18 protein-coding genes and 1 pseudogene are annotated in these 23,165 nt (G+C 36.9%); 4 read left to right on the forward strand and 15 right to left on the reverse strand.

Translation table 11 applies throughout. From position 1 onward, the window contains the following. Positions 1-219: 219 nt before the first annotated feature. The 6 genes from JFU50_RS25795 to JFU50_RS25820 form a co-directional block, all read right to left on the reverse strand. On the reverse strand, positions 220-1,542 hold the full coding sequence (locus tag JFU50_RS25795; protein ID WP_201224740.1) for an MFS transporter: 1,323 nt from the start codon (positions 1,540-1,542) through the stop codon (positions 220-222). Between the two features lie 78 nt (positions 1,543-1,620). Continuing rightward, positions 1,621-1,884: a hypothetical protein gene (locus JFU50_RS30475; RefSeq protein WP_207196331.1), complete on the reverse strand. Its 264-nt coding sequence runs from the start codon at positions 1,882-1,884 to the stop codon at positions 1,621-1,623. Between the two features lie 186 nt (positions 1,885-2,070). Then, on the reverse strand, positions 2,071-3,330 hold the full coding sequence (gene hutI, locus JFU50_RS25805; RefSeq protein WP_201224741.1) for an imidazolonepropionase: 1,260 nt from the start codon (positions 3,328-3,330) through the stop codon (positions 2,071-2,073). Next, positions 3,327-5,006 (reverse strand): urocanate hydratase, encoded by a 1,680-nt coding sequence (gene hutU, locus JFU50_RS25810; RefSeq protein WP_201180870.1) that lies wholly within the window; start codon positions 5,004-5,006, stop codon positions 3,327-3,329. The genes hutI and hutU overlap by 4 nt, the downstream gene beginning before the upstream one ends. Before the next feature lie 193 nt (positions 5,007-5,199). Next, positions 5,200-6,669, reverse strand: a complete 1,470-nt coding sequence (locus JFU50_RS25815) for a response regulator transcription factor (protein ID WP_201224742.1) — start codon at positions 6,667-6,669, stop codon at positions 5,200-5,202. A gap of 506 nt (positions 6,670-7,175) precedes the next feature. After that, positions 7,176-8,495 (reverse strand): MFS transporter, encoded by a 1,320-nt coding sequence (locus JFU50_RS25820; RefSeq protein ID WP_201224743.1) that lies wholly within the window; start codon positions 8,493-8,495, stop codon positions 7,176-7,178. Between the two features lie 489 nt (positions 8,496-8,984). Here JFU50_RS25820 and JFU50_RS25825 point away from each other — a divergent pair, with 489 nt between their 5' ends. The 3 genes from JFU50_RS25825 (at position 8,985) to JFU50_RS25835 (ending at position 11,738) form a co-directional block, all read left to right on the forward strand. Continuing rightward, positions 8,985-9,593 carry a TetR/AcrR family transcriptional regulator gene (locus tag JFU50_RS25825; protein ID WP_053345796.1) on the forward strand — a complete coding sequence of 203 codons (609 nt, stop codon included), beginning with the start codon at positions 8,985-8,987 and terminating at the stop codon, positions 9,591-9,593. Positions 9,594-9,753: 160 nt separating this feature from the next. After that, entirely contained in the window at positions 9,754-11,184 is a 1,431-nt protein-coding gene (locus JFU50_RS25830; protein WP_201180873.1) for an FAD-binding oxidoreductase, read from the forward strand. Beyond that, complete coding sequence (locus JFU50_RS25835; RefSeq protein ID WP_201180874.1) at positions 11,181-11,738, forward strand: MFS transporter; 558 nt, start codon at positions 11,181-11,183, stop codon at positions 11,736-11,738. The genes JFU50_RS25830 and JFU50_RS25835 overlap by 4 nt, the downstream gene beginning before the upstream one ends. Before the next feature lie 263 nt (positions 11,739-12,001). On the opposite strand, the gene JFU50_RS25840 is transcribed toward JFU50_RS25835, so the two are convergent. Next, on the reverse strand, positions 12,002-12,886 hold the full coding sequence (locus tag JFU50_RS25840; RefSeq protein ID WP_201224744.1) for a DMT family transporter: 885 nt from the start codon (positions 12,884-12,886) through the stop codon (positions 12,002-12,004). Further along, entirely contained in the window at positions 12,879-13,847 is a 969-nt protein-coding gene (locus tag JFU50_RS25845; protein ID WP_201224745.1) for a DMT family transporter, read from the reverse strand. The genes JFU50_RS25840 and JFU50_RS25845 overlap by 8 nt, the downstream gene beginning before the upstream one ends. A 116-nt stretch (positions 13,848-13,963) precedes the next feature. On the opposite strand from JFU50_RS25845, the gene JFU50_RS25850 reads away from it, so the two are divergent. Further along, on the forward strand, positions 13,964-15,307 hold the full coding sequence (locus tag JFU50_RS25850; protein ID WP_201180877.1) for an aminotransferase-like domain-containing protein: 1,344 nt from the start codon (positions 13,964-13,966) through the stop codon (positions 15,305-15,307). 148 nt (positions 15,308-15,455) lie between these two features. Here JFU50_RS25850 and JFU50_RS25855 read toward each other — a convergent pair. The 7 genes and pseudogenes from JFU50_RS25855 to JFU50_RS25885 form a co-directional block, all read right to left on the reverse strand. After that, positions 15,456-16,057 (reverse strand): annotated as a pseudogene (locus JFU50_RS25855) (nitroreductase family protein). Positions 16,058-16,182: 125 nt separating this feature from the next. Continuing rightward, positions 16,183-17,160, reverse strand: a complete 978-nt coding sequence (locus JFU50_RS25860) for a ring-cleaving dioxygenase (protein WP_201224746.1) — start codon at positions 17,158-17,160, stop codon at positions 16,183-16,185. Positions 17,161-17,624: 464 nt separating this feature from the next. Beyond that, positions 17,625-18,224, reverse strand: a complete 600-nt coding sequence (locus JFU50_RS25865; RefSeq protein ID WP_098174704.1) for a nitroreductase family protein — start codon at positions 18,222-18,224, stop codon at positions 17,625-17,627. A gap of 406 nt (positions 18,225-18,630) precedes the next feature. Then, the gene (locus JFU50_RS25870; protein ID WP_201224747.1) at positions 18,631-19,500 is read right to left on the reverse strand and encodes an aminoglycoside 6-adenylyltransferase; all 870 of its coding nucleotides are present in this window, start codon (positions 19,498-19,500) and stop codon (positions 18,631-18,633) included. 51 nt (positions 19,501-19,551) lie between these two features. After that, a complete protein-coding gene (locus JFU50_RS25875; protein WP_201180883.1) occupies positions 19,552-20,814 on the reverse strand; it encodes a dihydrolipoamide acetyltransferase family protein in 1,263 nt (420 codons plus the stop codon). A gap of 25 nt (positions 20,815-20,839) precedes the next feature. Continuing rightward, entirely contained in the window at positions 20,840-21,823 is a 984-nt protein-coding gene (locus JFU50_RS25880; protein ID WP_201224748.1) for an alpha-ketoacid dehydrogenase subunit beta, read from the reverse strand. A 12-nt stretch (positions 21,824-21,835) separates the two neighbouring features. Further along, on the reverse strand, positions 21,836-22,831 hold the full coding sequence (locus tag JFU50_RS25885; protein ID WP_201224749.1) for a thiamine pyrophosphate-dependent dehydrogenase E1 component subunit alpha: 996 nt from the start codon (positions 22,829-22,831) through the stop codon (positions 21,836-21,838). Positions 22,832-23,165: the final 334 nt, after the last annotated feature.

A 23,165-nucleotide genomic window follows, 5' to 3' on the forward strand; every position in this document is an offset into this window, starting at 1 on the left:
ACATCCAATGCAACATCCACTTATCTTGGATTAAGAAGCTAATCCAACCTCTCTTATATCAATATTTATTGTTTCTCTTTTAGCATCATCTTACAAAAAAGGAGCAATCGCCGTAACCATTGCTCCTTATAAGCTGTAAGTTCTTATTTATTGGTCTTAATCTCTTCTTTCTAATTTACTTTCTTTGTTGAAACCCTATTTCCTAGAAAGACTATGTTTTTAACTGACCATATCATTGGTTGATTTAGACGAGTTACTTTGTTTACCTGGTTTCACAAAAACCATGGCTATCATTCCTATTGTTACTGCAATGGATGCTGCAATAAACATTGCATTATATCCATGTTTTGCTACAAGACTTCCTGTTAGGGTCGGTGCAATAATAGTAGCTAGATTCGCAATAAAATGAGTTACTCCCCCAAAAGTTCCTGCTTTATTTGGCTCTGTATCAAGAACAACAATCCAATAGATAGAATTTGGTAAATAATTAAAGGCATTGCCTATACACATTAATGCAAGTACTGCTGCTGCACTCTCAACAGTTGGGATCAACATAAAACAAACAGCTGTACAAAATAAGGAAACTACTGTGAACCAAGATCTAGCAATACGTAAATTCCCTGTTTTTCTACGTAATATATCCGAGATTTTACCACCTAATAATCCAGTGATAATAGCTCCTACCCAGGGAATCATACCAATATATGAAAGAGATGAAAGTGAATAATTAAATTCATCTTGCAGATATTTGGGAGTCCATGTAAGTAATAAAATATTTACATATAAAAAGGCAAAATATCCAATGGCATTCATTACTAACGTAGGGTTTTTAAAAAAATGGTACCACGGTACATTTATTTGTTCGTCTAATTTCGTTTCGCCTTTAATTAATATATCTGCACTTCGAATTTCTTCTAGTTCGGTTTTCGAGACTCTTGGATGATCTTCAGGTAGGTTTGTAAATACTTTGTTCCAAATTACTACCCAAATAAAACCTAATAAACCGAGAATAACAAATGTTACTTTCCAGTTAGTGAATGTTAGAAGACCTACTACGATGGGTGCAGTAATTAATGCTCCAATTGGCGTCCCAACTAATCCAAGTGCTACAGCAAACCCTTTTTCTTTAGGAGATACCCAGTTTGCCATAGTTCGGTTCATTGTTGATAAGGTAGGTCCTTCAGCGAACCCAAATAAAACACGAAACACCGCAAATCCTGCCAATGCAGAACCTCCAAATAATGCTGCACCTATATGACCTGCGAATATTGTCCCAATTTCAAAAAAAGACCATGTAGTTCCAGCAATGATCCACATAAATTTAGGACCTTTCTTATCTGCTAAAGCACCACCAAATAGCGCTCCGAATATATAACCATATCCAAAATATCCTAAGATTGCTCCCCAACTTACTGGATCTAAATTGAACTCCTTGATGATTTCAGCTTGGGCATATGAAAGTGCACCTCTATCAATATAATTTATGATTGTAATAAGAATAATCATAAAAATAATAAAATAACGATATTTATTTCTCAACATGTAGTTCCCCCTTGATGTGTGATAGAGAGCAGCAATACTTACTGATTTTAAACATAAAAACTGTAATCATAAGACCCTTTATCTAGTCTGTATTAGCAACCTGTAATAAATTGCAGCCATGCATACCCTGACTTTGACTGTTTCGGCACCCGTATAGGCTTTGCTCGGATCAAGACAGACAAAATCAATTTGCATGACAATCGTGTGCTGGCCAATATCTAGTAAAATATCAATCAACTCATTAGCTGGCATTCCACCTTGGGTAGAAGCATGTACACCCAGCGCAGCTAAAATATCAAGTATATCTCCTTCATTGACAATTCGGAATTCTGTTAGATCCACTTTTTCATCCAAGTTGTAGGTAACAAAGCCTATTCACATCCGCCGAAATTTCAGCGGATATAAAGAGGCTCCTGATACACTGATTGAGGACCGTGAAATGGGTGCTCCATAAAGGATAAGGTAAGGCGTATCTTCTTCTGGTACATCCCAAGATCATCAGGCTTTTGAAGCCATTCTTTCTCTATATTATTTCACCACTTGTACGCCTTTTTTCCATACGGACTTAACGTGGTTAACTCCAAATAAATATTGCAATTCCTGATAGTTTTCTACATTCCATAAAACAACATCTGCTTGTTTTCCGACTTCCAGCGATCCTACCTTTTCCTGCCTATTGATCGCACAAGCAGCATTGTATGTCGCCGCCGTTAATGCTTCTGCTGGGGTGAGCCGCATCGAGATGCATGCTAGATTCATAACCAGGGGCATAGAAGTCGTCGGTGAGGACCCGGGATTGCAATCCGTCGAAATGGCCACCGCTACACCTTCATCTATCATCCGTCGTCCTGCAGCCGCCTCTTCACGTAAATACAGAGCTGTTGCTGGAAGGAGGCAGGCAATCGTTCCTGATTTGGCCATATCTTGAATGCCCTCTTCTGAAGCTTTCAATAAATGCTCGGCTGAAATAGCTCCTATTTTCGCAGCTAATTCTGCGCCACCATAAGACTCAATTTCATCAGCATGAATTTTAGGAATCAAACCGTAATTTTTTCCCGCCTCTAGAATCCGCTCCGATTGTTCAGGTGTAAAGACGCCTTTTTCACAAAATACATCATTAAACTCTGCCAGCTTTTCTTTTGCTACAATGGGAAGCATTTCATTAATCAAATGATCGACAAAGTCATCTTCACGACCTTTAAACTCATTCGGCACCGCATGTGCTCCCATAAAAGTTGGAACAAGATCAATATGGTGCTTTTCCTGAAGCTTTTTCATCACACGCAACTGTTTCAACTCGGTTTCCAGATTCATACCGTAACCGCTTTTCCCTTCCACCGTTGTCACACCATGAGCGAGAAACGAATCAAGTCGACGAATGGTTTGTTCCATCAATTCTTCTTCACTTGCTTCCCTTGTCATACGGGTGGTTGCATGGATACCGCCACCCGCATTCATAATGTCCATATATGTTGCACCTTCAAGACGCATTTCAAATTCACTTGCTCGACTCCCGCCATATACAACATGCGTATGGGGATCCACTAGACCCGGTGTTACAAGGTAGCCAGACGCATCGAAAACTTCAGCTTCATGCAATCTATCTGCATAAAGCTCCTCTATTTCTTTAGTCGTACCGACAGCTTGAATCAAACCATTTTCCATCCACAAGCTGCCATCTTCGATCAATCCAAGGTCAGACATAGCCTCTTTTGAACGGGGACCTTTTTTTACTGATGCAAGAGTAGCGAGATTTGCTGCATATTTTATCCAAATTGGTTTTGTCATGACTTATCTTTTCCTTTATCAAGCATTGGGATATTAATTCCTTTTTCACGAGCAGTTTTCTCTGCCAATTCATATCCTGCATCCACATGTCGCACTACACCCATACCCGGGTCTGTTGTTAATACACGTTCAATGCGAGCCCCTGCTTCTTTTGTACCGTCAGCCACAATAACCACACCTGCATGAAGTGAGTAACCCATTCCTACTCCACCGCCGTGATGTACGGATACCCAGGTAGCTCCACCGACTGCGTTAACCATGGCATTTAAAATTGGCCAGTCAGCTACCACATCTGATCCGTCTTTCATAGCTTCAGTTTCACGATTTGGCGAAGCAACAGAGCCTGAATCCAGATGATCACGCCCAATTACTATTGGTGCCTTTAATTCTCCGCTCGCGACCATATCATTTAGAATTTTTCCGAAACGGGCACGCTCGCCATACCCCAGCCAGCAAATCCTAGAAGGGAGGCCTTGGAATTGAATTTTTTCCTGAGCCATTTTAATCCAATTGCATAAATGTTCATTATCTGCAAATTCACGTAAAATCGCCTGATCTGTTTTATATATGTCTTCAGGATCTCCAGACAGTGCTACCCAACGGAAAGGACCTTTTCCTTCACAGAATTGTGGGCGGATATAAGCTGGAACAAATCCAGGGAAGTCAAATGCATTTTCCACCCCTTCATCTTTCGCCACTTGTCTAATGTTATTACCATAGTCAAACGTCACTGCACCTTTTTCCATCATTTCAAGCATTGCTCTAACATGTTTGGCCATAGAAGCTTTAGAGCGTTTTACATACTCTTCTGGATTCGATTTGCGCAATTCAGCTGCTGCTTCAAATGACATACTTGAAGGTGTATAACCGTTTAGTGGGTCGTGTGCAGATGTTTGATCGGTTAACACGTCCGGGATAAAGTTACTAGCAATCATTTCAGGAAGAATGTCAGAAGCATTCCCAATCAGACCAATGGATAAAGCTTTTCCTGCTTGTTTTGCTTCTATAGCTAAACGGATAGCCTCTTCTAATGAATCCGTTTTCACATCCGTGTAACGAGTTTCAATTCTCCGGTCAATTCTTGTTTCATCTACATCAATTCCGATACAGACACCGCCGTTCATTGTTACGGCTAGCGGCTGTGCCCCACCCATACCGCCAAGACCCGCAGTTACTGTGATAGTGCCTCTTAAAGTATTATTGAAATGCTGCTTCGCTAGCTCCGCGAATGTTTCGTAAGTTCCTTGTACAATTCCTTGAGAACCGATATATATCCAGCTGCCAGCTGTCATTTGTCCATACATCATCAACCCTTTTTTATCGAGTTCATGGAATGTTTCCCAATTTGCATAAGCCGGGACAATGTTCGAATTTGCAATAAGTACACGTGGCGCATCGGTATGAGTTTTAAAAATAGCCACCGGTTTTCCAGATTGAACAAGTAAAGTTTCATTGTCTTCCAGTTCTTTCAGTGATTTGACAATTGCATCAAAGCACTCCCAGTTACGAGCTGCTTTTCCAATTCCACCGTATACCACAAGATCTTCTGGGCGTTCAGCTACTTCTGGATCTAAATTATTCATCAACATTCGAAGAACGGCCTCTTGTTGCCACCCTTTTGTATTCAAATCTGTACCTTCATATCGTATAACCTTGTTTTTTGTATTAGCATTCATTTTTTACAGCCTCCTTGATGTGTTATATTTTCATTTTAAACTAAAAATTCAAATAATTTATTATAATTTGATGATATTTTTATGAATTGTTTTCATATTTTTTTATTTGTTTTATATTTTTATAAACAATTTCATTTTTTTCATTTGTAGCCCAATAAAAAAAACGATTCAGTATTAGCTGAATCGCCTTTTTTCATAATCCAGACCGATAAGCAGATGGTGTACACGCTTCAAGCAGTTTGAATTTTGCATTAAAATATGTTTGATGTGAATAACCCGTTAATTGTGCAATTTCTTCCAATGATAAATCCGATTCCTTTAATAGACGTTTAGCCTCTCTAATTCGAACTTGATGCAGGGTATTGCGAAAAGACTGACCGGATTCGGCTGCAAAACGACGGCTTAGAGTGCTTTTATTAATACGAAGCGCATCAGCGCATGTTGATAAACTCCATTGGGCATCCCAATAGTTAGACTCAATTAACTCCCTTGCTTTTTCCACAAGTGTGCGCGCCCCATTTTGTAATTGCTCATGGTCCTGAAGAAGCAAACGGGTGGTAAACATAAGCAGCTCTTTAACAATTTGATAAATAACTGGTTTATGTACTATTTGCTGAAAAACTTCATGATAGATTGCTTCTAAAGAAGAGTTTTGGAGGTTGTATGATTTCATATGCCTCCTGATTTGTGCAAGAACACTTGTAAGGCGAATGCGAACTATTTCAGGGTCAGGGTATGGTTGCTGAAAAGTCAGAAATTCATGCTCGACCCAATTCCTAATCGCTTTCGTATCTCGTCTTTCAAGCATTTCAATCCATTGCCGTTGTTCCAGAGGAGTGAGAAATGGATCCATCTCTTGAGAGGACATTTGTTGACTTTCTGCTAAAATAATATCATAACCTTCGAAAAAAATTCGCCTCGTCAATTCACGAGTTTGCTGGTATGTATTTTTTAACGAATCATCTGAAGTTGCTACTTTGATTATTATGGCAAGAGGCTCATCCATACGTTCTTTCCAGTGAGCAAGAAACGCTTGATACTCTTCCTTATATACATCGACTTCCTTAGTTTCCTGGACGCATAAAATAAAATCCGATAACGCAAATATTTGATTATTGCCGGTAAAAGAATAACGTTGTAATTCATCATAAACTAAAGGAAGCGTGTTATGATGAGGTGTCAAAAATGCGACCATCGTTAACCTACTGTTATGTCTCCGCTCTGTCAAAAAGAAATCAGGGTAACCGATGGCCAACGTATTCTCTACTTCCATTGTGTTATTTGAGAGATAACCTTGACCGTTTCTCAATTGATAACGTAATTGTTGAATATGTTTTACTAAGTCTACAGAAGAAAAAGGACGGAATAAAACATCTTCCGCACGAAAACGAAGCGCTCGATATGCAGTTTGAAAGATTCGCTCAGATGAAACTCCTAACCATCGAATACCTCGTTGCTTTAACTTAACACCCAACATCTCACTTTCACTCGTCCATAAATCCATATCCAAAATGACGAATTCTGGTTGTTGATTTTGCATACCCACTTCAAATTCCTCAATTGTTTTCCACAGAATCAATCGAACTCCAGTAAGATGAGACTCCACTATCCACCGGATTCCTTGAGCTTCTATCTCATCTTTTGCCACCAAATGGATTTCCACATTATTCCCTCATCTCTTCTTGCATTTACTTTCATCAAGGAAACGTACCTATACATTAAAGTCGCCTTTAAAAGAAAATGAATAATACAATTATTTTCTAAGAAGCTTTCACCTTTCCTTCAATTCTATTCCACACAGAATGTTAAGAACAAGTCTTGTTGAGCAGACTTCATCCATTCGGATTTATTAAAAGTTTTTACAGAAGGAACTAACATTAAGAGCAACCACTGAAGATAACTGCTATCTTACAAAGACTTACCATTAATCTAAATACGAGTCATTGTTCGTTCATGAGTTTCTTATTCTTAGTATATTAACTGTCTTTCCAAGTTTTCAATTCACGCTTTCTAAAAAATGGGTGGGGCAGTAAAAGAGCTTGTTCTTTCTTTACGATACAACTATATTAAAAAATAAAAAGAAACACCAGAGAAAAATCTTACACTTTTCAATGGTGTTTCTTTTTATATCCCTTTTAAGGCACACAATTTAATTTTCATTTAAATCAGTTATAATTGATTAATATTGACTTCAACTTCTTTTACGATGTTTTCATCTGAAGCACTTGTCAATTTTAATGATAATAGGGTGATGACTCCTATTACAAGTAATCCAGATAAGATAAACATACCTTGAGTAAAAGCAACAGTTCCGAGAATCATCGGTCCTACAAAACCGCCTAAAGCCGCAAATGAATTGACTAGGGCTATTCCAACTGGTGCAGTGGATTCAGTGAAGAAAAAGGTCATATATGCAAAGAAACATCCACTGAAACCGTATAACCCGAAAGATGTAATCGTTAACATAAGCACCATCATAAAGACACTATCAGAAAAGCCGCACCCAATAAAACCGATAACTGCTATCATGAGACAAACGAGCAAGTGTGATTTATGTGCATTGGTCCGATCTGAATTCCAGCCTACAAACATAACGGCAGGTATCCCGACTAACGATGGAATCATCGCTAACCATCCAATTTCTAAATTGGTTGTTGCATTTTCCGATAAAGATTTTATGATGGTTGGAATCCAGAATGACAATCCATAGATAGATGTGTACCCTGCGAAATAGAAAAGTGCCAACTTCCATATTTTCGAATCTTTCAGCATATCAAGCTTTGTGACTTTATTTATTTTCGAGCTTAGTTTTCTTTCCGCACTCAATTCCCCTTCTAACCAATCACTTTCTTCCTTAGATAACCATTTAGCGTTAGTCGGTCTATTAGTTAAATAGAAAACAACAACAATTCCAATAATAATGGCTGGAATGCCCTCAAGGATGAACATCCATCTCCAGCCTGCCATACCAAACCAGGAAATATTGTCAAGAATCCACGTCGACACAGGCGCACCAATCAATCCGCCTATCGGTAAGGCTAAAAGCAAAACCGCTGTTGCCCGTCCTCTTTCGCGGGCCCTGAACCAATAAGTTAAATACAAAATTATACCAGGAAAAAAACCCGCTTCGGCGACACCTAATAAAAAACGGAGAATGTATAAATGCATCGTTGTTTGTGCAAAACCTGTTAATATTACCACGAGTCCCCACGAAATCATTATACGGGCAATCCACATCCGAGCTCCCACTTTATGCATGATCATGTTGCTTGGAACTTCAAAAAAGAAATAGCCTATGAAGAAAATACCAGAAAGCAATCCAAAAACTTCAGCGGATAAGGCTAATTCAGCATTCATTTGTAAAGCAGCATAGCCTAAATTGACCCTGTCCAAGTAAGCAATGATATAAAGGATCAAGATAAATGGAAGAATCCGTTTCATCGTTTTACTGATCGTTCTTTTCTCTATTTCACCACTGGAATGATTCATGATTATTTCCTCCCTTTTCATGCTACTATTTCCCAAAAAATAATCCGTTTACTGCACATCTCTTTTCGTGCTTCCCGACTCTCTGGTTCATTCCTAGGACTATCAATTTATCCTGATACCACCTCCCTCCATTTACATATACTGAATCCAACAATATTATAAATACAATCCATATACTCAGGGCTAAAGAGGAATAAGCCTTTCTAGATGATAGTAACTGATTGTATAGGAATCTTCAGAAAAATCTAACGAACCTTATCACCAAATTCTTCTACTTTGAAAAACCTCCTATTTAAACTGAATGAACCTCCCCCATACTTATCTTGAATTTTGTAAACGCCTTCTAAATGTGCAAAATGCAATTAAGAAAGCGTTGTGATTATTCATGATCTACGTTAGATTAAATAGACCAACAATCCTTTAACTAGACTGTAGTCTGATATTAAACTATATAGGAATATTCTGTCAATTTACATTTGGAGGTTTTTTATGATTGAACCCAGAAAGAAACAGCTTAGGGGAGAAAAGACTCGTGAAAAAATTTTAAAAATATCTTTAAAGCTATTTAGCGAAAAAGGTTATGATAAAGTTACCGTTGACGAAATCGTGAAAAAAAGCGGCACATCAAAAGGGTCATTTTATCAACACTTTTCAGCGAAATCGGACATCTTTTTAGTGAGATTCACAGAAGTCGATGATTACTATCGCGAAGTCTTCCGTTCGTTCCCAGTCGATATGGACCCTACCGAGAAATTGTTTATTTTCATACGCAAATTGATGCGTTTTCTGGAAGAAGAAATGGGCAAAGATTTAATGAAAGTGATTTACAGTTCCGCTTTAGATTCAAAAGAACATACTTACTTTTTAAATTCAAATCGCTCACTCGTCCAAATTATTCGTTCATTAATTGAAGAGGCGAAAGAACAAAACGACATTGGCACTGACCAATCAGTTAACGAAATTTCACAACTTATCACCCAAAGCCTGATGGGAATCATCTATCATTGGGGATTAAACAACTCAGAACAAAGCTTGGAATCACTATCCATACCGCTAACCGAAACAATCATTAATGGGCTGAAAAGAACAAATACATAAATCAAAAGATTCATTTTCAAAAAATCTGACATTTAATTCAATATTAACCCCAATCTCATTGAATGGTCAGGGTAACTCCATTAATCTATAAAGTTCATACATTTTCATTATTTCACTTGAGTGTCAGACATTTTAAACGAGGAGTTTAAAGCCAGATATTATGAAACGATTTTTCTTTATCATCCTATATGCAATCTTATTTGGATTATCACTGCAGGCTTTTAATTTCAAGCTTGACCACCCTATTGCAGAAGATATCAGCCGGCTGATGCCCGTTAAAATGAAAGCGATAAAGGCAGAAGATAGTGAAGAAGCAATCAAAAAGGTCATTTTAGAAGCCGGAAAAAACGATGATCATATTTCCATTGCCGGAATGCAACATAGCCAAGGAGGACAGACATTATATCCAAATGGTATTCTGCTAGATATGAAACAATATGATAAAATACTTGATTTGGATGTAAAAGAAAAACGCATCACGGTCCAAAGCGGAGCAACCTGGGCTGTTCTCCAGGAATATATCAACCCATATGGACTTGCACTGAAGGTCAGTCAATCTCAAAATATTTTTACCATAGGCGGTTCTTTGAGCGTTAATGTCCACGGCCGCGATATTCGGCATCATGCCTTGATAGAAACTGTGGAGTCTTTTAGATTGCTAAACGCAAAAGGACAAATCCTAACAGTGAGCCGCAAAGAAAATTCGGAGCTCTTCTATTCGGTTATTGGCGGGTATGGTTTGTTTGGAGTAATACTCGACGTGACACTCCAACTTACCGATGACGAACTTTATAAAATTAAAACTAAATCACTCCATTATAATGAATATACGTCGTACTTTAAAAGAGATGTTCTTCAAAACGATGATGTTAAAATGCATCTGGCAAGAATATCGGTTGCTCCTGACTCCTATTTGGATGAAATGTATGTAACGGATTATTATAGGGCAACTGACCAAACACAGCTATCTAACTACAATACTCTCAAACGGGAAACGATCATCGCCGTGCCTAAATTCTTTCTTGGCCTCTCCCGTTATAATGACTGGGGTAAAAAAAGGTTTTGGGAAACTCAAGAAACCTACACGGCCAATATTGATGGTAACTTGATTTCCAGAAATAATGTGATGCGGTCTGACTCTGCTTTTATGGATTACAGCCACCCCTCCAAAACTGAAGTTCTTCAAGAATATTTCGTTCCGATTGATCAATTTGCTGATTATATCGATGATTTAAGAAAAACCTTATCTGATGAAAAAGAGTTTAATTTATTAAATATTACCATTCGTTATGTGGAACATAATGATGAATCACTCATGTCCTATGCCAAGGATGATATGTTCGCTCTTGTAATGCTCATCAATCAAGGTACAGATAACGAAAGTAAGGAAAATACGGGAAGGGTCATCCGTAACATGATTAATGTGACGCTTGACCATAACGGTAGCTACTATTTGCCCTATTATGGGTATCCAACAAAGACACAATTATTTGAAGCGTATCCGCGTACCGATGAATTCTTTCGATTAAAGAAGAAATATGATCCTGATAATCGCTTCATGAATCTTTTCTATAAGGAGTATCATCCATGAATTATAAACGTTTTGTTTTTTACCAAGGCACTGTTGGAATGGCTGCCAGCATGATTTTCCCTTTTTATATTTTACTAATTAAAAATGTAGGCACCAGTTATTCGCAATTCGGATGGGCATATGGAATATTCTCACTGACTGCAGCACTTAGCTATCCTTTAATCGGAAAATTCACTGACAAAGCCGGTGACAAAGCATTTCTCCTTTTCTATTCATGGGGAATGGCACTAATCCTTCTTGCCTTTCCTCTCGCATATGAAATTTGGCATGTCTATCTCCTGCAGATCATAATGGGGCTCCTTGGAGCTGTACAAAAAAACACTGAAAAAACGGTACTTGCAAGATATGTTACTAAGACAACAGCGGGTGAGGAAATTGGAAACTACCATGTCTGGACATCCATAGGTGCTGCAGCTGCGGTGATTGCAACCGGATATTTAGTCGACTTTTTAACGATTGGCAGCATCTTTTACCTTGCATCCTTAATGTTTGCCTGGAGTGGATTTATTATAATGAAGATGGAGAAAAACACTTCACTATATAATGTAGAATAAATAAAAAATATAAGGATTTATTACTGGTTAGCGCTAATAAATCAGTTACCCCTTTTAGTAGAAGAAGCATCTGCATTAACCTCAGCAGATGCTTCTTCTACTATATAAATCATTTGCGGATCAAAAAACAAAAAATGATCTTACAAAGTTATATTAAACCTGCTCCCCTTTTCTCAATTTGGTTTCGTTAAATATACGAATTCTAAAATTACTTTGTTTATAAGTATAAAGATAACGGACCAGAGTTCAAATAATATAAAAAACTACTTTCTTATCAACATGGTTATTATTTTTTCGTCTGATAAAACTAATGACATCATAATAACACCCATTCCAATCAACTGTTGAATAGACAACGCTTCATGTAAAAAGAAAAAGCCTAAAATCATTCCTATGACTGGCACAATATAATTACTAAATGACGTAAATAACGCGCCTTCTTGCCGAATCAGCCTATTAAATAATGCATAAACAACACCAGCGTGGAAAATGCCTAAAATGACTAAGTAAATAGATTGAGATCGTTCTAAATCCAATTCGAAAGATTGCTCAAACACTAGGGACATTGGGATGAGCATTGCACTGGCAATCAGTAATACATTTCTCATATGAATAACGGAAGATCCCTCGTTTAATTTCTCCAGGATAATCAATGATAATCCAAAACTCATAGCTGCTAATATCAATAGGATATTACCCTGAATGCTGTTGAAAAGATCTTGAAAACCGTGTGTTGGCCAGGAAAGAAAGACAATACCTGCAAATCCGAATAGGATACTTGTAATCTCCGGCATTGTGCTTTTTCTTTTGAAAAATGCTATTAAAAAGAGGATAGTAAAAACAGGAACCATTCCAATCAACATCGCTGCGACACTGCTAGGCACCGTTTTCTGGCCTTGTGCAATGAATGCAAATGGCAGTACAACCTCGAAAACCGCAATGATTATATACCATTTATAATAACTCTTATTTACTCTTCGCTCTTCTTTCGATAAAAAAAAGCCAATGAAGAGTAAACAGATACCACCTATACATGCTTTGATGGCTGACAAAGTAATAACCCCAACATCATCTATAACTAATGCAATAAAGAAGAATTGAGATCCCCATATACAGCTAATCAAGAGTAATAAAACATATTTATTCATTCACTTTACTCCCCTTTTTCATCAATGGATCGGCAATAGTCTTATTAATATGCTTTGACCGATTACTACCAAGATAGTTCGTGCCAATAACACCAACAAGAATAATCATCGCACCTACAACGTGATAATAGTGAATGGATTCATGTAAGAAAATCACCCCAGCTATGATCGTAATCAATGTTGCTAAATTACTAAAAACGCTCATTTTAGAGGCAGGTAATATAGATAATGCATAGTTTGATAAAAACCCAGTAAGCAGTGACGATAATGCACCAAGATATACGATTGAAATGAGAAATGAACTACTTGTTAAGGGTAAAAAAAAGCTACTAATTGATTGGTTAATTATATGGTTGATGATGGCCATGCTATTAAAAGCAACAAAACCAAAGAACGTCATCACATAAGTTAACGTAAATAGTGAATATTGCTTTGTTAATGTCCTTGCTAACACATTATAGAAAGCTGCAGCAATTGAGGATAATAAGATCAGTATCGTTCCTTTCAAACTATGAGCCTCAAGTTGCAAGTCGTTCATGACAAAGATAAAGATAACCCCCATCACAGATAAATAAAGAAAAAATTTTTGACCTTTACCAGCATATTCTTTCAAAAATAATGAAGCTGATAATAACGTAAAAATTGGTATGGTCGCTTGGATAATACCCGCTTCTGAAGATGAAGTATAAACGAGACCAAACACTTGAAATGTAAAGAATAAAATTGGATAAAGGAACACCAACGGAAGAATTTTCAAAGTATCCTTTGCACTCATCTTCACTGAAGACCTCCTATACAACAGCTTTAAAATTATAGCGATCAAAAAAGCCATCGTAAATCGATGTGCTAAAGTATCTAGCGGACTCGCTTCTATTAATGATATTTTTGTAAAGATAAATGAAAATCCAATAATAATGGCATATACTATCGCCGCAAAATAGGCTTTTTTTTGTTCTGACATATGCGTAAATCCTCCTTTTCATCACTCGGCCGGTTGTTAGTATCGTATTAAAAGTTCCACTACGATACAATACAAATAAGAAGCATCTGTAACGGTACAGTTTATAGGAGGTATACATGCTAAAATACGTAGCTTTGTTTAATGAATTTGAATCTCTCATCCAGAATGGACAGCTCAAAGCGGGCTTTAAACTCCCATCTATTCGTCAATTAAGCGATAAACATCAATGTAGTAAAAGTACAGTCTTGAAAGCCCTGCAAGAATTGGAAAAGAGGCATTTAATCTACTCGGTTCCTAAAAGTGGATATTATGTCGTGCAAAAAGAATTTGATGCTAAAAGTGAACCAACTTCGGAAATCGATTTTGTTACCTCCGCTCCTGCTTGGCATCAATTTCCGTATCATGACTTTCAACATTGTATCAACAAAGCCATCGATACCTATCAGCAAGAATTGTTTATCTATGGCACTCCAAAAGGACTACCCTCTTTAATTAAAGTGATACAAAAACAATTAGAGCAATATCAGGTATTCGCAAAAGAAGAACAGATTTTCATTACTTCTGGCGTGCAACAAGCACTTTCCTTATTAACGTTCATCCCCTTTCCAAATGAACGTACTCATATACTTGTGGAACAGCCCAGCTATCATCTATTTGTGGAACAATTGAAAGCGTACAAGATTTCCGTGCTAGGAATCCAAAGAACAGCAGAAGGTATTGATTTAGGGGAATTAGAGAGGATTTTTAGAAGTCAGGATATTAAATTTTTTTATACGATGCCTCGTTTTCATAATCCGTTAGGGACTTCTTACTCTAAAAAGGACAGAGAAGAGATACTAAAACTTGCTGTAAAGTATGGTGTTTATATTGTAGAAGATGATTATTTAGCAGATTTCGAAGAAAATTTGAAGGTAGACCCTATTTTTTCCGAGGATACTCATCACATGGTCATTTATTTAAAAAGTTTTTCTAAAATAATGTTTCCAGGATTACGCATAGGTGTCGCCGTATTGCCTAAATCATTAGTAGACAGCTTCCAACTTTATAAAAGAACAGCCGATATTGATAGTTCAATGATTTCACAAGCAGCCTTGGAAATCTACATAAAAAGCGGCATGTTTGAACGTCATAGAAACAAAGTACGTCTGTCCTATTTAATGCGTGCAAACTTGCTATATGATGCTCTAGAAAAGCACTCTACCCTAGGCTTTTATCGCCCAGCATCCATATGTATGAATTCTCATATCGTGCTACCTCATCGTTTAAATAGTGCTCACCTCATAAAAAACTTACAGAATCAACAAGTACTTGTAGAGACGATAGGTCAAAATTATATAGACGGCTTTCACCAAGAAAAAATATTAAAATTAAATGTGTCCAATACAAATATACAAAAGCTAGACCAAGGAATAGCTCTCATTTTTAAAGAATTGAATAACAAACAGAACTATTACCTATAAACTAACTTAAAATGCGACTTTACATTTTGAAATATCATTTCAGGATAACATTTACATTTGTGATTCTGAAAAAGCATGTGCAAAATGAGTACAAAGAAAGAGCCAATTTAGTATTGGCTCTCAACAAAGTTTTTCTTCCTAGTCCACTTTATTTGTAAAATTTAATACGGTCTTCAAGTGGTTGGAATTCTTTTTCTCCCGCTGGAGCAGTTGGATTACCAAATGGCATTTGCGCAATCATTTTCCAATTATTTGGTATACTCCATTCTTTTTTCACTTCATCATCAATTAGTGGATTATAATGCTTTGCAAAGTTGCTCCTAATCCTTCTGCTTCCAGTGCTGTCCAAACAACCAGTTGATGCATACCTGAGGTGTGTTGTGACCAGATTGGGAAGTTATCAGCATATGTTGCAAATTGTTCTTGAAGCGATTTCACAACAGATTCATCTTCCAAGAATAATATTGTTCCGTATCCAGATTTAAAGGAATCCATTTTTTGTTGAGTACCTGTAAAATCTCCCCCTCCAACCGCTTTTCTTAACGTTTCAGTAGTAATATCCCATAATTTATTATGTGCTTCACCAGTTAACACAACAAGACGGGAAGATTGAGAATTAAATGCCGATGGGGTATGTTTTACAGCAAATTCAACAATCTCTTTAATCTTTTCATCTGATACTTTTACCTCATTATTTATTCCATAAATAGAACGTCTTTCTTTAATAGCTGTATAAAAATCTTTAGTCATAACTCATTTCCTCCTGAACTATTTTTAAAATGTATCTTGAATCATTCTTTTCATATTATTTCTACCTGTTTTAGTATTAGGAACAAACCAGCATATAATTCGTTTAAAGATGTAATTCACATCAATTATTCTTTAATGAATTCCTTTGTACTTCTTACTGTATCAATTGGACGAACTAATTTTTCAATTTGTTCACGTTTTGGTTCTAAGAATGGCGGTAAAGATAATTTTTCTCCTAGCGCTTCGTATGGCTCATCTCCCATAAAGCCAGGGCCATCTGTTGCAAATTCGAATAAAATTTGCGGTGCCACTCTTACGTAAAGTGACTCAAAAAAGTGACGGTCTACATAACCAGACGTTTGAAATTGGAAGCTTTCCATTCTTTTAATCCATTCTTCTAAAACAGAACGGTCTTCAACACGGAATGCAGTATGGTGAACAGTACCAAAACCTTGCCGTGCTTGAGGAAGAATTGCATTATGCTCTACAATTACTTGAGCACCATTCCCACCTTCTCCAACTTCAAATAAATGAAATGATCCTTCTTTCCCTATTTCTTTAAATAATAAAACTTTTTCCAACATTTCTTTAAAATAATCAAAGTTGGCAATCCGTATAAAAATGGGGCCTAATCCTGTAATAGCATATTCTAAAGGAATAGGTCCTTTTTGCCATGGTATCCCCGCAGCAACGCCTTCATTGTTTTCATCTGAAATCAATTGATATTGCTGGTCATCAAAATCAACAAATGAAATGATTTTTTTACCAAATTGTTCTTGAATTCCGGTATTTTTAACCTCTAGACGATCAAAACGTTTAACCCAATACTCTAATGCTTTATCATTTGGTACACGGAAAGATGTTTTTGAAATTTCATTAGTGCCATGTACTCCTTTTGGAATACCAGGGAAGTCGAAGAAAGTCATATCTGTACCTGGACCACCAACATCATCTGCAAAAAATAGGTGATATGTTTGAATATCATCTTGGTTTACCGTTTTTTTGACTAAACGCATTCCTAAAATATAAGTGAAAAATTCATAATTCTTTTCTGCACTACTTGTAATGGCTGTTACGTGGTGGATTCCTTTTAATTCATTCATTTATATTCCTCCTACTAAAATCGACAATTTGGCTTATTGGGTACTGTCGCTTTTTGCTGATTCACTCATTCGTAATCGGTTACTACATTTTTCCTTTAACGTCGATTGTCTATTCAAGTGATATTGTGTTTAGAGTTTTATCTTCAGTCAATTATCTCGAATTAATATATCTTCATTTAAAGATAATTTATCATGGATATCATTCTCTGTCAACAAATATGGATTATGATTACAATTATGCAACCTTTGTTAATATGACCTTACTTGAACTCAATCTTTTTACTCGCTGTTACTCATCATAATAAAATCCATTTATTAATAGTTCTCTATCTATTGGCAAAGAAAAACCCGAATAGAAGACTTTTTTAGTGTCGCTGCCATTAGGGGGTCATGAACTTCTTAGATATATAACTTTTCGCTAATACGTAATGCGACTACTAAAAGTTATTTCTTCCTAATCAATTTTATTTATAAAATTTAACACGATCTTCAAGTGGTTGAAATTCTTTTTCTCCCACTGGAGCTGTTGGATTACCAAATGGCATTTGAGCAATTAGTTTCCAGTTACTTGGGATGTTCCATTCATTTTTCACTTCATCATCAATTAGTGGATTATAATGCTGTAATGTTGCTCCTAATCCTTCTGTTTCCAATGCTGTCCACACAACTAATTGATGCATACCTGAAGCTTGTTGTGACCAAATTGGGAAATTATCAGCATATAAAGCGAATTGTTCTTGAAGAGATTTCACAACCGCCTTATCTTCAAAGAATAATACTGTTCCATAACCGGATTTAAAGGAATCCATTTTTTGTTGAGTACCTGTAAAATCTCCTTCTCCAACTGCTTTTCTCAACGTTTCAGTCGTGATGTCCCATAATTTATCATGTGCTTCGCCTGTTAACACAACAAGGCGTGCTGATTGAGAATTGAAAGCTGATGGAGTGTATTTTACTGCAAATTCAACAATGTCCTTTATTTTGTCATCTGAAACTTGTACTTCTTTATTGATTCCATAATAAGAACGTCTTTCTTTAATAGCCGTGTAAAAATCTTTTGTCATAACGTTTATTCCCTCCAGAATTCTTTATATTTATCTCGAATACATATATCTTTATTTCAAAGTAATTTTAAACATAAAAAAAATAATGTCAAACATTTCATACTGATCTAATTGTATTGCTGATAGGAAAAGGCTGTCGTTTCTTCTGAGAAGTCCTTAGTAATGCCTGCTTATCCGAGGCTGGGCTATAAATGATGAGTGATTGTATATGGGATAAATTGAGAAGTTGCTTAATTTGAATTAATAAGTGGCTAGTTTCATGAAGGTTCAGTTTTTTTGGGAACAGGTAATTGGAGATGTCGCTAGTATCGGAAAAATCCGCTTCCAATTACCTTATACTTCACTTGTTTAGAAATACATCATATATTCCCCAATTCATTTGAACTTACATGTTTGCTAAAAAAGCTTAAAAAATGTCAGTAGCATTGGGCGATAAGTTTTGGATATGTTTTAGGTATGTAATAACACTCTTTTCATTTTCATAAGGATATTCATAATTCAAATGTTTTCCAACATACATCGCTGTACTATCAAAAAGATCACACATTGAAAATAAAGCTCTCCAAACACCATCATAACTTCCATCTGCATAAGTGGAAAGAAGCTTCTGCCAACTCTTTTCAGTCAAAAAACACTCCAAATATTTGCCGTGTTTACCAACGCTTACTGAAAAGTTCGTTTCAATACCTACCTGCCATTCTAGCATTTGAATAAGCATTAATCTGACATTGTTAAGATGCTCTTGTGCATATAGAATTTCCTTTCTCCATAAACCCTTTGCTACATAAGTTGATACCCACCAAAATTCAATGCAACAATCATCAAAGAATTCGGTAGAAGGTTTTTTAATCCAATAATCTACATCGGTCGGATTAGGAATTGAAGGAAGGCAATTATCCTTGTCCATTAAAATAATCGTAAGTTTATCCTCTTTGCAATAAACATCTTTTTCATCGAAAGGAACTAATAATAGGTCAATACGGTTTCCGTCTGTAAACTGCATTAAATAAGAGAAACGCCCTCCTAATTCTGGTGGAAATAATGACATTTCTTCAGGTTTTTGCATAATGATTCGTTCACCAAAAACATCAATCCATTTATGGTCTCGTATGAAAGATTCCATTTCGGTCACAATATAAACGATATCATAATCCTGAAACACATCTTTTGGAACTTTCGTATTCGTTCGTGAACCATTCATTCCCACAGCACGGACTCGATCATCTTTTTCTGCAATTTTTAATATTAATTCAATCATGTCAGCTTCAGTCCGCATACATTTACCTCCAGTTAATTAAACACGCCTTATGTGTAAGGTATATTTTTCTCAATAAATGGAGGCACCTTCCTGAAAAGCAGTTTCAATAATTTCTTTTATTCTAGCTAAAAATTTACCGCATACTAAACCATCAAGTACCCGATGGTCAATCGACAAACATAAATTCACCATATTCCTTACCGCGATCATATCATCAATGATTACTGGACGTTTGACGATAGACTCAACTTGAAGGATGGCTGCCTGTGGATGGTTAATAATTCCCATCGACTGAATAGATCCGAATGCCCCCGTGTTATTAACTGTAAATGTCCCATTCTGCATATCTTCTGGTTTCAACTTTCCTGTTCGCGCTTTTTGAGCGAGTTCATGAACCTCCCTGGCTAGTCCCTTAATTGATTTTTCGTCCGCATGTTTAATCACTGGAACAAAAAGAGCATTACTCGCAGCTACAGCAATTGATATATTAATATCCTTTTTTTGAATGATTTTATCACCAGCCCACATAGAGTTCATCTCCGGAAATTCGGTTAGAGCTTGTGATACTGCTTTGATGAAAAATGCAAAGTATGTTAAATTATAGCCTTCTTTTTGCTTGAATTCAGCTTTTAATGAATCGCGATTCTTAACAAGGTTTGTTGCATCGACTTCGACCATCATCCAAGCGTGCGGGACTTCATGTTTACTTTTCACCATATTGGCTGCAATTGTTTTTCTGATTCCTGTAATAGGAATCTCTATATCGCCAACTGAATGGACTGATGTCTCAATGGAAGAAAACGATTTTTCAACAGGATCTTGTTTTGAAGCAATAACTGTTGGTGCCAACTCCTGATTTTCTTCAATTTTATTCACTCCTTTTTCAAGAAGTTTCACTAAATCTTTCCGGGTGATTCTTCCGTCTCTTCCCGATCCTTTGACTTTAGTTAAATCAATGCCATTTTCCTGTGAAATTTTTAATACGGCTGGTGAATATCTTGTTTTAAGGTGATTAGTGCTAGTTGTTGTTTCAATCGTTTTCAGGCTTTCGACTAATTGTTGGTCACTGTCTTCCTTCTTTTCACTGACATTTTCCACTTCTATCGCACAAATCACTTCGCCAACTACCATTGTCTCATTTTCTTTTGCAAAAATTTCTATAATCTTTCCGGTAAAAGACGAAGGGATTTCCGCTGTGACTTTATCAGTCATCACTTCCGCAATTGAATCATATTTATTCACATGGTCTCCAGGCCTAACGAGCCACTTGCTGATTGTTCCTTCCGTAACACTTTCCCCTAGCTGAGGCATTTTCATTTGTTGTATTTTCAATTTTCATACCCTCCCTGCCGATAATTTAATAGGCTGCAAGATCCCGTAGAGCTTTTTCTACTTTTTCAGGATTCACCATAAAGGATTTTTCCAATGGTGGAGAATATGGCATGGCTGGAACATCCGGACCGGCGAGTCTCATTATCGGTGCATCCAGATCAAAAAGACAGTTTTCTGCAATAATGGCTGACACTTCACTAATAATGCTTCCTTCTTTATTATCTTCTGTAATTAATAGAACTTTTCCAGTTTTGCATGCTGCTTCAATAATGGCTTCTTGATCTAATGGATAAACGGTTCGTAAATCAAGAATATAAACAGATATCCCATCACTGGCCAATTTTTCAGCTGCCTGAAGCGCAAAATGAACACAAAGGCCGTAAGTAATCACGGTAACGTCATCACCGTAACGCTTCACATCTGCTTTGCCAATAGGTAATACATAATCATCAGTCGGTACTTCTTCTTTAATTAGGCGATAAGCACGTTTATGTTCAAAGAAAAGAACTGGGTCTTCATCACGAATAGCTGCTTTTAATAACCCTTTCACGTCATATGGCGTGGATGGCATGACAATTTTCAGCCCTGGTTGATTGGCAAAAATGGCTTCTACGGATTGTGAATGATATAACGCCCCATGGACTCCGCCGCCGTATGGAGCTCTAATGACTATTGGACATTGCCAGTCATTATTAGAGCGATAACGTATTTTGGCAGCCTCTGAAATAATTTGGTTGATTGCAGGCATGATAAAATCAGCAAATTGCATTTCTGCAATCGGCCTCATTCCATACATAGCCGCACCAATGCCAACCCCAGCTATAGCCGATTCAGCAAGCGGAGTATCAATAACCCGTTGTTCTCCGAATTGTTCATATAAACCAGTTGTTGCTTTAAAAACCCCGCCTTTTTTCCCTACATCCTCACCTAGTACAAATACACGCGGATCGCGTTCCATTTCTTCGCGTATAGCCATTATCACTGCATCTATATAAGAAATTACAGCCATCTTCTTTCCTCCTTACTTATCTGCATAAACGTATTTCGAGAGCGTTTCTTCATTTGCATATGGAGCTTTTTCTGCATAATCAGTCGCTTCGTTCACAACGTCCATTATCTCGTCATTAATTTGTTTCTCAAGTTGATCATCTAGGACCCCTGTTGCTTTTAAATAGGCACCAAATGTAATAATCGAATCTATTTTTTTTGCTTCTGCCACTTCATCAGGTGAGCGATACATACTGTCATCATCATCGCTTGAGTGGGGTGTTAACCTATATGAAACAGTTTCTATTAAACTTGGCCCATCGCCTCGTCTGCCTCTTTCGGCGGCTTCTTTTACCACCTGGTATACTTCAATCGGATCATTTCCGTCAACCGTTACACCTGGCATTCCATAACCAATGGCCCGATCCGATACTTTTGTACACGCTAACTGTTTTTCAATTGGAACGGAAATGGCATATTGATTATTCTCGCACATCAAGATAACCGGGAGTTTATGAACGCCAGCAAAATTTGCTCCTTCATGGAAGTCACCTTGATTAGATGAACCTTCTCCAAAAGTAACAAATGAAACGATATCTTTCCCTTCCATTTTTGCAGCTAGTGCAATTCCAACCGCATGTGGTACTTGAGTTGTAACAGGCGATGAACCCGTCACGATGCGATTCTTTTTTTGCCCGAAATGGCCAGGCATTTGACGCCCCCCTGAATTCGGATCTTCTGCTTTTGCAAAACTGGATAACATTAGATCTTTAGCGGTCATCCCAAACGCAAGCACTACTCCAAGATCTCGATAATAGGGAAGTACATAATCCTTTTCACGATTTAATGCAAACGCAGCCCCTACTTGAGCGGCTTCTTGTCCTTGACAAGAAACAACAAATGGAATTTTCCCTGATCGGTTTAATAACCACATCCGCTCATCTATACGTCTTGCTAATAACATCACTTTATACATCTCAAGCACTTTTTCATCACTGAGACCTGCCTGTAGATGACGGTTTTCAACCATACGTCATCATCCCTCCTAATAATTAGTACATTTTTCTTTTAAAACCGAATGTTAGTCTTCATACTCGCACCCTTAAATACAAAACGGAACGCTGTAACCTGAAACACAATACTTTCTCTTTAACTGATTTTGACAAAATTAAATTTGGTTATGTATCCACCAGGGATGAAAAGTTCCTATTATGTAATACATGCTTTCTATTTAACACCATTCTCATTTACGTTATCATCTAGTGTTATTACCTGGTACTAACTTTAGTAATATTATCCTAACACTTTCTATCTCACATTTTCAACTAATTCCACTTTGGTAATCAGATTATTTTCTTGTCTTT

Origin of the sequence: Peribacillus sp. TH14 (assembly GCF_016651145.1) — a bacterium.
In the GTDB taxonomy this organism is placed as follows: domain Bacteria; phylum Bacillota; class Bacilli; order Bacillales; family DSM-1321; genus Peribacillus; species Peribacillus butanolivorans.